The following is a 15,148-nucleotide window of genomic DNA, read 5'->3' as shown; positions in this document are numbered from 1 at the left end:
GCTGCCAGGCGGCGGTTCGCGGGCGCGCGCCGCCCCCGGGGCGGCTTGAAATCATGGGAGGCGCGTCTCCCGCAATTCGGCGGAGCGGCCCATTCGCGGGCGGAGACCGGGATCAGCGGCCCAGCAGCCGCTTAGCCCGCTCCACCACGTTCTCCACCGTGAAACCGAAGCGCTTGAAGTTCTCCTTCGCCGGCGCGCTCGCGCCGAAGCGGTCGATCCCCAGGACGCCGCCCGCCTCACCCACCCATTCGCGCCAGCCGAAGGTGGAGCCCGCCTCCACCGCCAGCCGCGCCTTGACCGCGGGCGGGAGCACCTCCTCGCGGTAGGACTGCGGCTGCTGCCGGAAGAGCTCCCAGCTCGGCATGCTGACCACCCGCGCGTCCACCCCTTCCCGGGCCAGGGCGGCCTGCGCCTCGAGGGTGAGCGCCACCTCCGAGCCCGTGCCGATGAGGACGAGGCCGGGGGCGCCTCCCCTCTCCGGGGAGAGCACGTAGGCGCCGAGGTGGAGGCCCTCCGCCGCCGCGAGCCGGGAGCGGTCCAGCACCGGGAGCGCCTGCCGCGTCAGGACGAGCATGGTGGGCCCGTCCAGCCGCTGGAGGGCGGCCTTCCAGGCGGCCACGGCCTCGTTCGCGTCGGCGGGCCGGATGACGCAGAGCCCCGGCATGGCCCTGAGCGAGGCCAGGTGCTCGATGGGCTGGTGGGTGGGGCCGTCCTCCCCCAGGCCGATGGAGTCGTGGGTCATGATGTAGATGACCGGAAGCCCCATCAGCGCCGCCAGGCGGATGGAGGGGCGCGCGTAATCGGTGAAGACGAAGAAGGTCGCCGCGTAGGGCCGCACCCCGCCGTGCAGCGCCATCCCGTTGCAGGCCCCGCACATGGCGTGCTCGCGGACCCCCCAGTGGATGTTCCGCTCGCCGTGGCGCCCCCGCAGGAAGTTGCCCGAGCCCTGGATGATGGAATTGTTCGAGGGGGCGAGGTCGGCGCTCCCGCCGATGAGGGCCCCCACTTTCGAGGCGAGCGCGTTGAGCGCCTTGCCCGAGGCCGCGCGGGTGGCCAGGGGGCCGTCCTCGGGCTTGAAGGCGGGAAGGCCCCGATCCCAGCCGGCGGGGAGCTTTCCGGAGATGGCCTCCTCGAGCGCAGCGGCCTCCTGCGGGTGGGCGCGCCGGTAGGCCTCTAGCTTCTCCCTCCAGGCCCGCTCCAGCGCCTCGCCTCTCTCGACGGCCTTGCCCATGTGGGCGGCGGCGCGGGCGGGGACGAGGAACTGGGCGTCCTCGGGCCAGCCGTAGGCGGCCTTCGTTCGCTTGACCTCTTCCTCGCCCAGCGCCTCCCCGTGCGCCTTGGACTTGCCCTCCGCGTTCGGGGAGCCGTAGCCGATGCGGGAGCGGACGATGACGAGCGAGGGCCGGCCCGTCTCGGCGGCGGCGCGGTCCAGGGCCTGGGAGAGGGCGCCGAGGTCCTCGGCCTTCTCGCCCAGGTTGAGGACGTGCCAGCCGTAGGCGGCGAAGCGGGCCGCGGCGTCGTCCGAGCAGGCGAGATCGGTGCTCCCGTCGATGGTGATCTGGTTGTCGTCGTAGACGGCGACGAGCTTGCCCAGGCCCAGGTGGCCGGCCAGGGAGGCGGCCTCGTGCGAGGCGCCCTCCATCAGGTCCCCGTCGCTCACGAGGACGAAGGTCCGGTGGTTCACCACCTCGTGCCCGGGCCGGTTGTAGCGGGCCGCCAGGTGCGCCTCGGCCATCGCCATGCCGACCGCGTTCATGAAGCCCTGGCCGAGGGGGCCGGTGGTGGTCTCGACGCCCGGGGTGTGGCCGTACTCGGGGTGGCCGGGGGTGAGGCTCCCCCACTGGCGGAAGCGCCTGATCTCCTCGAGCGGGAGGTCGTAGCCCGTCAGGTGGAGCACCGAGTACAGGAGCATCGAGGCGTGGCCGCACGAGAGCACGAAGCGGTCCCGGTCGAACCACCCGGGGTTGCGGGGGTTGTGCCGGAGGAAGCGCGTCCAGAGCACGTAGGCCAGCGGGGCGAGGGACATCGGCGCGCCCGGATGGCCGGAGACGGCCTTCTGGACGGCGTCCATGGAAAGGGTTCGGATGGTGTGGACGCAGAGGGCATCCAGGGGCAGTTCGGCGAGCCGCTCCTCCTCGGGGGCGCTGGAAACCGCCGGGCCGGCCTTGACGGGTGGCGTCATCTGCAAGGCGCTCCTTCGCGAAAATTCATATCTTCCGGGCCTCTCCCCGGCCCGCCGCGCTCTTCGGCCTATTGGCTCGCGGGCATCCTCGCCTTGCGGCGCTGAAGAGCCCGGAGCCAGTCTTCCAGGCGTTCGACCACTTCGGCGGGAGACAAGGAGCGGACCCCCCCCTCCTTATCCCCTTTGGGGCCTTCCCGCAACCCTTCCGCCAGCCGGCCCTCGATCTCTTGCATCCGCCCCGCGAGCCAAGCCGGGGGCGGGCCCAGGGCCAGCGCCTTGCGGCACAGGTCGAGCGCCTGGGGGAGGTTCCCCTCCTCGACGTAGAGCCCGATGAGGTTCCGGAGGAAGGGATCCATCTCGGCGCCATTGGCCGGGGCGGCCTCGGGCACCCGGGATTCGCGCGGGGCTTCGGCGGGAGCCGCTTCTTCCCCGGGGAGGATGTCTCCCGCCTCCTCCGCCCCGCCCGGCTCCGCCTGGAGGCTCAGGTCCTCCTCCAGCAGCTCCGCTTCCAGGTCGAGGTCGAGGACGGCCGCATCCTCCCCCTCCGGCCGGGCCCGCGGGGCGGCGGGCGCGGCCTCGTCCTCCTCCGGCGCGAAGAGGCCCGCCAGCTCCTCATCCGGGATCGCCTCGCCGTCCGCGGCCCCCAGGGAAGCGGAAGCCGCCTGCGCCGGGGCGTCCTCGTCTTCCTCTTCCTCGAACAACGCTCCGAGGTCCAGCTCATCGGGTTCCCCGGCCGGGAGCGCCGCCTCGGCGGGAGCGGAAGGCTTCGCCCCCGCTTCCTCTTCCTCCAGCAAATCGAAATCCAACTCTTCGGTTGGCGCGGCCGCCGGCGGGGCCGCTTGGGCCTGGGGAGGCGCGGGGACGGATTCCCCCTCCTCGTCCTCGAGGAACAGACTCTCCAGCTCCTCGCCGGACACCGCCTCGGGGACAGGCGCCATCCTGCCCGGCGCCGGAGGCCCAGACACCGGAGGAGCCGCCGCCGGGGCGCCCTCCTCCTCGGCCGCGAACAGCGCGTCCAGGTCCAGATCGTCCTCCGCGCCCGCCGTGGGAAGCGCCGCTTGAGGAGGTTTTGGAGAAGGAGCGGCGTCAGGCTCCTCCTCCGCCCCCGCGAACAGGCCTTCCAGATCGTCGAGCTCCCCGCCGGGCGCGGCCCCCTTCGGACCGGAGGCCGCGGGAGGCGCAGGGGCCGCTCCGGCCGGCTCATCCTCCATCTCGAGGAAAGCCTCCAGATCGTCCTCCAGGGCGGCCTCTCCCGCGGGGGCGCCGGGTGCCGCCCCGCCGGCCTTCGGCTCCTCCGCGATCTCGAGCGCCAGATCGCCGTCTTCCTGATCGAGGGCCGGGAGCGCCGCCTGGGCCCGGTCCGCCTCGCCCAGCAGGGCATCCAGGTCGTCGTCGAGGGCGGGGGCCGGCGCGGGGGATTTTTCTTCCCCGCTCCGCGCCCCGGGCGCGATCTCTTCCTCGAGATCAAAATCGAGGTCCGGGACCGCGGAGGCGGGGGGCCCGGGCGGGGAGGCGCCGGGGGCGAGGCGCTCCTCCAGGAGGCCGAGCTTCTTCTTCCACTCGGCGTTCCCCGGCTCCTTCCGGAGAAGCTGGCGGTACACCTCGGCGGCCTGGGCGTGGTGGCCCTGGGACGTGTAGAGCTCCGCGAGCGACGGAGTGGCGACGGGGGCGGGCGCCTCCTCCCCGGCCTCCGGACGCGCGCGCTTCGCCTCCGGAGCCGGCCTCGGAGCCTCCTCGAGCAGGGCCCGCGCCCCGGCGTCGGAGGAGTCGAACATGGCGGCGATGCGAAGCGCCTTGCGCTCCCCCGCCTCGTCGCCCGCGCGGTGGAGACAGTCGGCGAGCAGGCGCTGGCCCTGGAGGTTCCACGGCGAAACTTGGACGGCGGCCGCCAATTCTTCAGCGGCCTCCTCCGGGCGATCCATCGCCAGCAGGATCTCCCCCAGCAGGACCCGGGCGGCGGAATACGCGGGGTGCGCCTCGAGGCCGGCGCGCAGGAACTTCTCCGCGCGGGGGGCGTCCCCCTGCTGCCAGAGGAGCGAGGCCAGCGGGAAAAAGGCCGGAGAGGACGGGACTTTCTCCATCCGCTGGCCGAGGGCCTCGATTCGAGCCTTGGGATCCCTGGGTCGGCGCGCCATGTCGTCTACGGATGGAGGGAAAGGGGGCGGAAGCGCATCACTTCTCCAATGCTATCAAAGCGTTGCGGGTATGACAAGCCATTGTTTTCCGCCGCCCTCCGAAACCGCCGCCCGGCTTAGCCGACGACGGCGACGGCGTTGATCTCCACGAGGCACCTCGGGTCGGTGGCCAGCCGCACCACCTGGACGGTCGTGGTGGCGGGCCGGGCGTCGCCGAAATAATCCGCCCAGGCCCGGTTCAGGGCGTCCTGCTCGGAGAGATCGGTCACGTATCGGCTGGCGGTCACCACGTCGGCGAAGGTGGCGCCCACGGCCTCCAGGCCGCGCTTCAGGTTCTCCAGCGCGGCCCGCGCCTGGCCCTCCATGCCGGGCGGCATGGAATCGAACTCCTCGGGGCGGTGGGGGTGGTGATGGTAGACGGGGGCGGCCGTCACCCCGGCCAGGTAGACGGTGCTGCCCCCCGTGACGCGGATGGCCGGCGCGTAAGGCATCCACATGTCCGGGGCGCCGGGCCAGTGAAGGTGCTCGATCTTCTTCGGCATCGCGTTTCCTCCAGACTCGACACTCCCCAAGCTTCGGACACTTCCGCGATACGCCGGATTAACGAACGATTCTCCGTCCTTTCACGCCGGGACGATGGGAACCTCTCCTCGAAATGAAGGAATGATTAAATTGTGACCTTCTTCTCGGATCGGCAAAAACGGACTTAAGGAAACCCTTCCCCCGCCGATAAAGCAAGAGTACAAGATGAGGCCGTCCGCCGAGGCGATCACCTCAGGTTCCCGTGCGGGTTTTTCCGCGCGTGCGGCTGGTTTGGTACGCAAGGTGCAAGGAATGCCGCCCATGAAGTACCCGAAGCGCGTTCTGATCGTGGACGACGATACGCGGTTCCGCCTTCTCCTCAAGACGATGGCGGAATCGCTCGGCTACGAGGTGGAGGACGCCCGCGACGGCTTCGAGGCGCTGGCCAAGGTGCGCCTGGGCTGCGATCTCGTCCTCCTCGACGTGGTGATGCCCGGCATCGACGGCTTCGAGGTGGTGCGGCAGCTGCGCGCCGACGAGGAGACGGCGGACCTGCCCGTCCTCATGGTCACCGGGCACGGCGGCAAGGACGACCGCATCCGCGCGATCCGCGTCGGGGCCCACGATTTCATCTCCAAGCCCGTCGATTTCACCGAGCTCTCGGTGCGCATGTCCTTCCTCCTCAAGATGAAGGAGGCGCAGGACGAGATCAAGAAGACGCGCTCCGAGCTCGAGGACATGCTGGAGAAGCGCACCGCCACCCTCCGCAAGGCGCTGGCCGACATGGTCCAGGCCCAGCGGCTCGCCCACGATGCCCACCTAGAGACCATCCACCGGCTGGCCGTCGCGGCCGAGTACAAGGACAAGGAGACCGGCGCCCACGTCAAGCGCATGAGCCGCTACGCGGCGCTCATCGCCCGGGGCTGCGGGCTGCCCCCCAGCGAGGTGGAAACGGTCTTCCACGCCTGCGCCATGCACGACGTGGGCAAGCTGGGCATCCCGGACAAGAACCTGCTCAAGCCCGGCAAGCTCGACTCGGACGAGTGGCGGATCATGCAGCAGCACACCGTCATCGGCGGCCGCATCCTGGGCAGCTCCTCCTCGGAGCTCCTCCGGGCCGGCGAGAAGGTCGCCCTCTCCCATCACGAGCGGTGGGACGGCGAGGGCTACCCGAACGGCCTCGGCGGGGAGGAAATCCCGCTGTGGGGCCGCATCTGCTCGGTGGCCGACGTCTACGACGCCCTCACGAGCCAGCGCCCCTACAAGGAGGCCTTCCCCCGCGACCACGCGCTGGAGATCCTCCGGGAGGGCCGGGGGACCCAGTTCGACCCGCAGGTGCTGGACGTGTTCTTCGAACGCCTGGACGAGGTCCAGGAAATCCAGAAGCGCTATCAGACGGAAGAAACGCTGGCCTCTTAACACGCACGGAGGAAGACGGAAATGCCCGCCGCCTGGAGCAAGCGATGCTGCTATTGCCATGACGTCATCGAAGAGCCGCTGGAGGAGGCGGCGCCGGGGAATCCCCCCCAGGCGCACACCGGCCTCTGGCTCCTTCCCTCGTCCCAGGCGGCGGAGCGGGTGTCGCACGGCATCTGCGGCCTCTGCTTCCAGGCCCGGATGGCCGTCCTCAAGGAGGAGGCGGGCACCCTGCCGGCGGCCGCCACCCTGCACGATCTCCGCCGGAGCAGCTAGCGGAAAGGCAGCGCGCCGCTCGGCTCCCCTCTACGGGGCTCCCCGCCCCGGTTGACGCCCCGCCGTCCCCCTGGCGGATAATGCCTCCATTCCATCTTTCCGCTTTGTACGCCTCGTGGAGGTATGCATGCCAAGAATGCTGGAAGGGAAGCGCGCGGTCGTCACCGGGGCCTCGTCCGGCATGGGGGCCGCCATCGCCATCCGGTTCGCCGCCGAGGGCGCGGCCGTATGGTCCGGGGGCGGAAGCGACGCCGAGGGCCTCCGCCGGACCATCGAGGGGTGCGCCGGGCACGGCGTGCGGGCCGGCGGCAAGGGATACAACTTCGCCCGCTCCCAGGACGCCGCGCGGCTCGTCCGCGACGGCGCGGAGTTCCTCGGCGGGCTCGACATCCTCGTCAACTGCGCCGGCACCCGCAGCTTCAAGCTGATCACGGAGGTCGAGGACGACGAGATCGACCTCCTCTTCCAGGTGAACGCGAAGGCGGCCTACATCGCCTCCCGCGAGGCCGCCCGCATCATGGTTCCGCAGAAGAGCGGGCGCATCCTCATGCTGGGCTCCGAGGCGGCCGAGCACGGCACCCCCAACTTCAGCCTCTACTCCTGCACCAAGGCGGTGATGCACAACCTGACCAAGTGCCTGGCCCTGGAGCTGGGGCCCTCCGGCATCCGGGTGAACTGCCTGGCGCCGGGGGTGGTCGAGAGCGGCCGGGTGAAGGAGCGCCTGGCCAACGATCCCGAGTTCGCCGAGAACCGCCGGAACAAGATCCCCATCCGCCAGTTCGGGAAGCCGGAGAACATGGCCGCCACGGCGCTGTTCCTGGTTTCCCCGGAAAACGAGTTCATGAACGGCTCGATCGTGCTGGCCGACGGAGGAACCACGGCGGCGTAACTTCCGCGGATCATCCTTCACGCGCGGGCTCCGCCCGCCCCACCGCAGGAGGGGGGATGCCTGGGTCGTCCTGGCCGCTCTGGCTGGGCCTCTGCCTGGCCCTCCCCATCCTGGGGGCTCCCCTGCTCCCGGGCGCGGCCGAGATCGGCGACCTGACCGGCCCGCCCTCGACCCACCGCCTGCTGCGCCTCGCCGTCCCGGGAGGGACGCCCCGCTGGCTCATCGCGACCCCCCCGCGCCGCCCGCGCGAGAGGGCCCAGGGCCTACTGGTGCTGACGGCGGAGGGGAAATTCCACGCCCCCCGGCTGGGCGCCGAGAGCATCCGGGCGCCCCTCCGCTGGGAGCGCAACCCCATCCCCTCCGACCTGACGGCCGAGGTGCCCCCGGCCGACCTGGGCGGGGGGCGCCTGGGGGGCCCGGGGCGGGACGGCTTCTTCGTCATCGTCAACACGGTGGCCCGGGAGTGGCGCTTCGTGCGCCCGAGCGAGCCCCTCTCGGCCCTCTCCCGCCCCGCCGCGCTGAGCCGGACCGCCGCGGCCGCCGTGGGCGAGGACGGCTCGCTCCTCCTCTTCCGGGAGAGCGGGAGCGGCTGGCGCGAGGCGCACCGCCTCGCGCCCGGGAGCCCCGGGCTGCCCTCGCCCGTGCTGAAGGACGCCCTCCTCGCCGCCGCCGACCTGGACGGGGACGGAAACCTGGAGCTCGTCGCGCCGGCCGCGCCCACCGACCGCCGCCGCCACGGGGTGCTGGGGGATGCCGTCGAGCCCACCGAGCTCCGCATCTTCCGCCTCGAGGGAGACCGCCTGCGCCCCATGGGCCGCTACGCGGCGGGGGCGGGCGCGGTGTTCGAGGCGCTCGGGGCCCTGGCGGCGGACATCGACGGGGACGGGCGGGAGGAGATCCTGGTGACGCGCAGCGACGCCCGCGGCACGGCCCACCTCCTGCTCGGCCTGGAGAAGGGCGAGCTGAGGGTGAAGGCCCGTGGGGCGAGCGCCGGGAGCCGGTGGTCGCACGTCCTGGGCGCGTTCGACGTGGACCATTCGGGGATCAAGGTGCTGGCGGTGGAGGCCCCCCACATGGCGGGCTCGCTGCTGGCGCTCCGGATCCACCAGGGGGACCTGAGGGAACGGGCCCGGCGGCCGGGCTTCACCACCCATGCGGCCGGCTCGCGCAACATGTGGCAGTTCGCCCTGCTCCGGCGCGGAGGATTCGTGGAGGTGGTCCTCCAGGAACGGGGCCGGAAGCGCCTGGCCGCCCTGGCGCTCGTGGGCAACCGCTGGAAGCTGCGCTGGACCCTCGAGCTCACCTCGCCGGCGGCCTCCAACATCGTGGCGGGGGACTTCGACGGCGACGGCCGGGACGACCTCGCCCTGGCCGACGCCGCCGGAAATCTGCTCCTCCTCCTCTCCCGGGGATGAGGATTTCCGCCTCTCCCGGGCCGCCCTCGGCAGCCTTCCGCCGGACTTGAGCCCGAAATCCGCCGCTTTTGCGAAAAACCCCGCTCAACCCTCCCGGCCGCCGGCCGATACATCAGGTATCGGCGCAAGGCGTACCGCCGGAGAGAGAGGAGACTGGCCGTGGCGATTCAGTGCTGGATGTGCTCGGAGATCCTGGTGGAGGGCAAGGAGCTCGCCTCGGCCCGGACCGAGGTGCCGAAGGGCCGGTCCATCCCCGTCCTCTCCGGCTGCTGCCCCGATTGCATGGGCATCGTGACCGAAGGCGCGCTCCGGTCGATGTCGGCCCGGAACGAGCTCACCGCCGCCTAAGAACCACAGCTCGGGGAATCTCCGCCAGTCGCAGGGAAGCGCGCCCCGCGAGCTGTAGGCGCCGCCGGTGCGGCCGGCCGCACCGGCGGCGTCGAAGGTGACGCTAGCGCCTCGCCTTCGGGCCGGCCGCCTTCCCCGCCTTCTTGATGCTGAAGAACGCCCCCATCCCCGGGTAGACGGCGGACTCCCCCAGCTCCTCCGCGATGCGCAGGAGCTGGTTGTACTTGGCCAGCCGGTCCGTGCGGCTCGCGGAGCCCGTCTTGATCTGGCCGGCGTTCGAGGCGACGGCGAGGTCGGCGATGGTGGTGTCCTCCGTCTCGCCCGAGCGGTGGGAGATGACGGAGGTGTAGCCGGCCCGCGTGGCCATCTGGATGGCCTCCAGGGTTTCGCTCAGCGTCCCGATCTGGTTCATCTTGATCAGGATGCTGTTGGCCACCCCCTCCGCGATCCCCTTCGCCAGGATCTCGGTGTTCGTGACGAAGACGTCGTCCCCCACGAGCTGCACCTTGCCCCCCAGCGCCTGGGTCAGGGCGGCCCAGCCGGCCCAGTCGTCCTCCGCGCAGCCGTCCTCGATGCTGACGATGGGGTACTGGCGCGCCCAGTTCTCCAGGAACTTCACCATCTCGTCGGAGCTCTTCTTGCTCTTGTCCGACCAGCGGAAGACGTACTTGCCGCCCTCGTAGAGCTCGCTCGAGGCGGGGTCGAGGGCGATCATGGCGTCCTGCCCCGGCTTGTAGCCCGCCTGCACGATAGCCTCGAGGATGGTCTCGACGGCCTCGTCGTTGCTCTTGAGGTCGGGGGCGAAGCCCCCCTCGTCCCCCACGGCGGTGCTGTAGCCGCGCTTCTTGAGGACGGTCTTCAGGTTGTGGAAGACCTCCACGCCCATCCGCAGAGCGTCTGGAAAATTCTTGGCCCCGGCGGGCATCACCATGAACTCCTGGAAGTCCACCCGGTTGTCGGAATGGGCGCCCCCGTTCACGATGTTCATCATGGGCACGGGCAGGGTGCAGGCCCCCGCCCCGCCCAGATAGCGGTAGAGCGGCAGGTCGTGGGCGTCGGCCGCCGCCTTGGCCGCCGCCATCGAAACCGCCAGGACGGCGTTCGCCCCGAGGCGGCCCTTGTTCTTGGTCCCGTCCAGCTCGCGCATCCGCTGGTCGAGCGAGCGCTGGTCGGCCGCGTCCATCCCGATCAGGGCCGGGGCCAGCACCTTGTGGACGTTCTCGACCGCTTTGGTCACGCCCTTGCCCAGGAAGTAGGCCTTCCGGCCGTCCCGGAGCTCGACCGCCTCGCGCTTGCCCGTGCTCGCCCCGCTGGGCACGGCCGCCCGGCCGAAGCCCCCACCGGCCAGGAGGACGTCCGCCTCGACGGTGGGGTTCCCGCGGGAATCGAGAATCTCCCTCGCCGCTATCTGTACGATGGTGGTCATCTCTCCCCCCTTGATCTGGATGAAGCCCCGCGACCCGATCCCCGGAACCGCCGGCCCGCCCCGGCAGGAAAAAATACGCAGAAAAGACAGGGTAGCCCATCTCCGCGCCGGGCGGAAAGGCGCGGCGGGGGAAGAGCCGGCAGTGGTCAATTTGATCTTCTTTCCATGTCATCATCATTCCCTCACCCCCTCCCCTCTCCCAAGGGGAGAGGGGCGCCGGGGCCGCCAAAGCTGTCGGCGTATGAAATGGTCATTCCTCCCTCTCCCTCTGGGAGAGGGCCGGGGTGAGGGGAAGGTCCCAGCGGAGGCGGGAGGCGAAGGGGCTCCCGCACACGGGCGCGGCCTCTGCCGCCCTAAAGATTGATCTTTCCCCGCCCGGATGCTACGGCTGGGGCCGTTCGCGCCCGTACCGCATCTTATTTCGGAGGACTCCCGATGCCGCTCTCCGGCGTGCGGGTGCTCGACCTGACCCGGCTCCTTCCCGGCGGGCAATGCACCCTCATGCTCGCCCACCTCGGGGCCGACGTCGTGAAGGTGGAGGACCCCGTCCGGGGCGACTACGGGCGCATGGCGGCCCCCCTGGACGTCCGGGGCGCCTCCGCCTTCCACCTCTACTGCAACCTCAACAAGCGCAGCCTGGCCCTCGACCTCAAGCGCCCGGAGGGGGTGGACGCCCTCTTCCGCCTGGTGAAGGGAGCCCATGTCCTCGTCGAGAGCTTCCGGCCCGGAGTCCTCGACCGCCTGGGGGTGGGCTACGCCCGGCTCTCCCGGGAGAACCCCCGGCTCGTCTATTGCGCCATCACCGGCTACGGCCAGGACGGCCCCCTCGCCCAGGCGCCCGGGCACGACCTGAACTTCGAGGCGATGGGAGGGACGGTCGGGCTCACCGGCCCCGCGGGGGGGCCGCCCTACATCCCGGGCACCCCCTTCGCCGACCTCGGCTCGGGGATGTGGGCCGCCTTCTCCGTCGTGGCGGCCCTGCGCCAGGCGGAGCGGACCGGGCGGGGGCAGTTCATCGACGTGGCCATGCTGGACACGGCGGTGGGCTTCCTGGCCCACCACGCCCAGTACTTCCTCTCGTGCGGCACCCCGGGAGGGAGAGAGACCACGCGCCACAACGGCCGCCGCCCCGGCTACCGCCTCTACCCCACGGCGGACGGCCGCTGGCTCGCCCTCGCCTGCTCGGAGCCCAAGTTCTGGAAGAACCTCTGCCGCCTCATCGGCCGGGAGGAGTTCGAGGGGGATCTCTCGGCGAGGGGGGAGCGCCGGCGGGGGGTGATCGCCGCCCTGGAGGACACCTTCCGGAAGCGGGCCCTGGAGGAGTGGCTCGCCCTCTTCGAGGGCGAGGAGGTGTGCGTCAGCCCGGTGCTGGAGGTGGAGGAGGTTTTCAGCCACCCCCAGGTGCAAGCCCGCGACCTGGTGATCGAGCCCCCTCACCCGGCCGGCGGGACCCACCCCGCGCTCAGGCTCCCCGCCCGGTTCCCGGGCGCCGGGCCCAGGCGGCTCCGGCCCGCGCCCGGGCTGGGCCAGCATTCGAGGGAGGTGCTGGAGGAGGCCGGCTTCTCGCCGGAGGAGATCGGGCGCCTCTTCGCCTCGGGCGCGTCCCACGAAGGCCGCGAGCCCGAGGGCGAGACGCTCAGCGAATGAGGCTCCCCCCGGGAAAGGGGGGGATGAAGCTCAGGCCTGGCGCTCTTTCTTGCCCGTGAGGCGCTGGAGCTCTTCCTCGAAGTCCCGCACGGCGCCGAAGGAGCGGTAGACCGAGGCGAAGCGCACGTAGGCGACCTGATCGGTCTCGCGCAGCTCCTCCATCACCTTCTCCCCGATGGCGGAGGTCGTGACCTCCTTCTCGCCGGCGTCCAGGATGAAGCGCTCCACCCGGTCCACGATGGCCTCCTGCTCCTCGGCCGGGACCGGGCGCTTCTCCAGGGCCTTCGCGATCCCGGCGCGGATCTTCTCGCGCTCGTAGGGGACGCGGCTGCCATCCTTTTTGATGATCAGGGGAAACGAGACTTCGGGGCGCTCGTAGGTGGTGAAGCGGTGGCCGCAGGACTCGCACTCTCTCCTGCGGCGGATGGCGTTGCCTTCCTTCGTCATCCTGCTGTCGACGACCCGGCTATCCGGATGCGAGCAGATCGGGCATTTCATGCGGAACCGTCCGGGGCGGTCGGTTCAGGGCTTGGCTTCGTGACAGCGCTCCAAGTCGGCGATCTTCGCGACGCGGCGCGAATGGCGCCCGCCCTCGAAGGGCGTGTCCAGCCAGAGACGGACCATCTGCTGGACCGCCTCCGCGCCGAGGACGCGGCCCCCCAGGGCCAGCACGTTCGCGTCGTTGTGCATGCGGCTCATCCGGGCGCACCACTCGTCGTGGCAGGCCGCGGCCCGCACGCCGGGGAACTTGTTGGCGACCATGGCCATCCCGGTGCCGGACCCGCAGGCGAGGATGGCCCGCTCCGACTCCCCCTCGCTCACCGCCCGGGCCGCCTGGGCGGCGAAGTCGGGATAGTCGCAAGAGTCCTCGCTGTGCGTGCCGTAGTCGCGGAAGGGGATGCCCAGCTCGCGCAGGACCGCCTTCACGGCTTCCTTGGCCTGGAAGCCGGCATGGTCCGACGCGAGGGCGATGGGCTTCATCTCGAGGGCTCCCGCGGGGGGCGGATCGTCCCGCGCCGGAGGATGGGCAGCGTGTGGCGGATACCCTATTCGGGACGCCCCGCAAAGTCAAGCACAGCGCGCGCTTGGCCTACCGGATGGGCGTCTCCGGCAGGCGAGGCTCGCACTGGAACTCCTGGCCGCACACCCTCAGGCAGGCGCCGTAGGCCACCGCGGCGCGCTGGGCCGCGGCGGAGCCCGGCGCCTGCGACTCCGCGAGATGCTTGCGGCCGCACGCCTCCTCGCAGCCCCACCGGGCGAGCCCGCAGTCGGCCTGAGCGCCCGGAATCCGGCGCGGGGCCTGAGGCGCGCCCGGCGCGGCGGGAGCCCCCGGGGACTCCGGCGCGGCGGGCGCCGGCGGCGGCTCGGCCGGAGGAAGCGGCGCAGGGCCCGCCTCACGGGTGTCGAGGGAGTCCTCCCGCTCGCACCTCACGGCGCCCGTGGCCACGTCCTCGACGGCGGTCGTGCCGCGGGGGCATTCCGGCCGGGCCGAGAGGGCGTCCCCGCCCATGCCGCCCACCAGAAGGGCTGCCAGCAGGAGCGCGCCCACGAGGACGGACCCGGCCTCCCTCCGGCCCAAGACCCCCTGGGCGCCTCTCACGCGAAGCCCCTCGGGGCGACGGCCTCGAACCGCTTGACGATGGCACCCGAGGGCGTCTCGCCCAGCAGGAACCATCCCGCCTCCTGGGCCACCCGCCGGAAGTCGTTCTCGGCGGCCAGCCGGTCGCCCGCCTCGAGCTTGGCGCGCGCCTCCATCAGCCGGACCGCCAGGCCCAGCCAGCCGGTCTCCCCCCCCGCCGCGGCGGGGATGCAGGCGGCCGCCTCCTCGAGCCAGCGGACGGCCTCGCCCGTCCGGCCCGCCTCCATCAGAAGGGCGGAGGCCATCATCCAGGGGGCCGGGTCGCCGCACCGGGAATCGGCCATGGAAACGAGATGGGAGGCGGCCTGGCGCAGGGCGCTCTCCGAATCCAGCGGGGCGTGGGCCCCCACGATCCGGCGGAGGAACTCGACACCCTTCACCTCCCGGTAACCCGCCTCCCAGGCCCGGACCGCCCGCTTGGGCTTGCCCGCCGCCAGGTAGGCGTCCCCGAGGCGCAGGCGCGGCTCGCGCGAGGCCGGGCACCGCCGGACCGCCTCCTCCAGCAGGGAGACGGCCCCCCAGGCGTCCGGCCGGGCGAGCCTGCCCTCCGCCGCGGCGAGGTAGATTTCCGCGGTCCGCCGGGCGTCCTCCTCGCTGGCCTTCCCCTCCATGCGGTAGAGCCTCTCCGCGGCCTGAACCGCCTCCTCCCACCGGCCCGACTCGGCGAGGAGGTCGCGCAGCCTGCGGACGACGGCCGGATGGCCCTTCCCGTTCCCCTCCGAGCGGGTCAGCATCCGCTCCGCCTCCGCCTTCCGGCCCAGGGCCTCCAGGTTCTCCGAGAGCCGGAGGGCGGCGTCCGGCGAGTCCGGCCACAGGGCCTGCAGCCGGGAGTTCCAGCGGATGGCCTCGTCCAGGTTCCCGGACTCGGCGGCCAGGTCCGCGGCCAGGGCGAGCGCCGAGGGAAGGCGCGGGTCCAGGCGGATGGCCCTGCGGGCCAGCCGCAGCGCCCGCCGGCGCCTGCCCCGGCTCCGGTGGGCCTGGGCCCGCGCGAGGGCTTCCCGGGCGCGCTCCTTCCGCCGGGTCTCGCGGCGCTCCCGCCACGCCGAGACCGCCTTGACGGCCGCAGCGCCCCATCCGAGCACGGCGGCGACGAGCGCCCCGATGAGGGCGGAGCCGAGGAGCAGCATCGCCAGGGGGAGCCGGACGGAGAATTGGTCGGAGAAGCGGAGGACGGCGAACTCGCGGTTGTAGTGGAGGAGGTAGAGCGCCAGCAGGAGGGGGATCGCGAGGGCGACGAACTGGCGCAGCTTCAT

The 15,148-nt window shown here is 72.0% G+C and carries 14 protein-coding genes; 6 read left to right on the top strand and 8 right to left on the bottom strand.

The features are described from left to right. Positions 1 to 112: 112 nt before the first annotated feature. The 3 genes from tkt to HYZ11_14560 all read right to left on the bottom strand — a co-directional run bounded on the left by tkt (position 113) and on the right by HYZ11_14560 (position 4,859). Positions 113 to 2,182 (bottom strand): transketolase, encoded by a 2,070-nt coding sequence (gene tkt / locus HYZ11_14570; protein MBI3128826.1) that lies wholly within the window; start codon positions 2,180 to 2,182, stop codon positions 113 to 115. 68 nt (positions 2,183 to 2,250) lie between these two features. Beyond that, positions 2,251 to 4,317 carry a tetratricopeptide repeat protein gene (locus HYZ11_14565; GenBank protein ID MBI3128825.1) on the bottom strand — a complete coding sequence of 689 codons (2,067 nt, stop codon included), beginning with the start codon at positions 4,315 to 4,317 and terminating at the stop codon, positions 2,251 to 2,253. Positions 4,318 to 4,433: 116 nt separating this feature from the next. Next, entirely contained in the window at positions 4,434 to 4,859 is a 426-nt protein-coding gene (locus HYZ11_14560; protein ID MBI3128824.1) for a RidA family protein, read from the bottom strand. A gap of 301 nt (positions 4,860 to 5,160) precedes the next feature. Between HYZ11_14560 and HYZ11_14555 the strand changes: the two genes are divergently transcribed. The 5 genes from HYZ11_14555 (at position 5,161) to HYZ11_14535 (ending at position 9,183) form a co-directional block, all read left to right on the top strand. After that, the gene (locus HYZ11_14555; GenBank protein MBI3128823.1) at positions 5,161 to 6,258 is read left to right on the top strand and encodes a response regulator; all 1,098 of its coding nucleotides are present in this window, start codon (positions 5,161 to 5,163) and stop codon (positions 6,256 to 6,258) included. A 21-nt stretch (positions 6,259 to 6,279) separates the two neighbouring features. Next, a complete protein-coding gene (locus HYZ11_14550) occupies positions 6,280 to 6,531 on the top strand; it encodes a hypothetical protein (GenBank protein MBI3128822.1) in 252 nt (83 codons plus the stop codon). 127 nt (positions 6,532 to 6,658) lie between these two features. Continuing rightward, a complete protein-coding gene (locus HYZ11_14545; GenBank protein ID MBI3128821.1) occupies positions 6,659 to 7,420 on the top strand; it encodes an SDR family oxidoreductase in 762 nt (253 codons plus the stop codon). Positions 7,421 to 7,476: 56 nt separating this feature from the next. Then, a complete protein-coding gene (locus HYZ11_14540) occupies positions 7,477 to 8,835 on the top strand; it encodes a VCBS repeat-containing protein (protein ID MBI3128820.1) in 1,359 nt (452 codons plus the stop codon). Positions 8,836 to 8,994: 159 nt separating this feature from the next. Then, a complete protein-coding gene (locus tag HYZ11_14535) occupies positions 8,995 to 9,183 on the top strand; it encodes a hypothetical protein (protein ID MBI3128819.1) in 189 nt (62 codons plus the stop codon). Between the two features lie 103 nt (positions 9,184 to 9,286). On the opposite strand, the gene eno is transcribed toward HYZ11_14535, so the two are convergent. After that, the gene (gene eno, locus HYZ11_14530; GenBank protein MBI3128818.1) at positions 9,287 to 10,609 is read right to left on the bottom strand and encodes a phosphopyruvate hydratase; all 1,323 of its coding nucleotides are present in this window, start codon (positions 10,607 to 10,609) and stop codon (positions 9,287 to 9,289) included. Between the two features lie 435 nt (positions 10,610 to 11,044). Here eno and HYZ11_14525 point away from each other — a divergent pair, with 435 nt between their 5' ends. Next, the gene (locus HYZ11_14525; protein ID MBI3128817.1) at positions 11,045 to 12,256 is read left to right on the top strand and encodes a CoA transferase; all 1,212 of its coding nucleotides are present in this window, start codon (positions 11,045 to 11,047) and stop codon (positions 12,254 to 12,256) included. A gap of 30 nt (positions 12,257 to 12,286) precedes the next feature. Here HYZ11_14525 and nrdR read toward each other — a convergent pair whose 3' ends face one another. The 4 genes from nrdR to HYZ11_14505 all read right to left on the bottom strand — a co-directional run bounded on the left by nrdR (position 12,287) and on the right by HYZ11_14505 (position 15,148). Then, on the bottom strand, positions 12,287 to 12,754 hold the full coding sequence (nrdR, locus tag HYZ11_14520) for a transcriptional repressor NrdR (GenBank protein ID MBI3128816.1): 468 nt from the start codon (positions 12,752 to 12,754) through the stop codon (positions 12,287 to 12,289). Positions 12,755 to 12,778: 24 nt separating this feature from the next. Continuing rightward, on the bottom strand, positions 12,779 to 13,237 hold the full coding sequence (gene rpiB, locus HYZ11_14515) for a ribose 5-phosphate isomerase B (protein ID MBI3128815.1): 459 nt from the start codon (positions 13,235 to 13,237) through the stop codon (positions 12,779 to 12,781). 109 nt (positions 13,238 to 13,346) lie between these two features. Continuing rightward, a complete protein-coding gene (locus tag HYZ11_14510) occupies positions 13,347 to 13,856 on the bottom strand; it encodes a hypothetical protein (GenBank protein MBI3128814.1) in 510 nt (169 codons plus the stop codon). Then, positions 13,853 to 15,148: a DUF1049 domain-containing protein gene (locus tag HYZ11_14505; GenBank protein MBI3128813.1), complete on the bottom strand. Its 1,296-nt coding sequence runs from the start codon at positions 15,146 to 15,148 to the stop codon at positions 13,853 to 13,855. The genes HYZ11_14510 and HYZ11_14505 overlap by 4 nt, the downstream gene beginning before the upstream one ends.

Source organism: Candidatus Tectomicrobia bacterium (assembly GCA_016192135.1).
In the GTDB taxonomy this organism is placed as follows: domain Bacteria; phylum UBA8248; class UBA8248; order UBA8248; family UBA8248; genus 2-12-FULL-69-37.
This window is presented reverse-complemented; position numbering and strand designations above follow the sequence as displayed.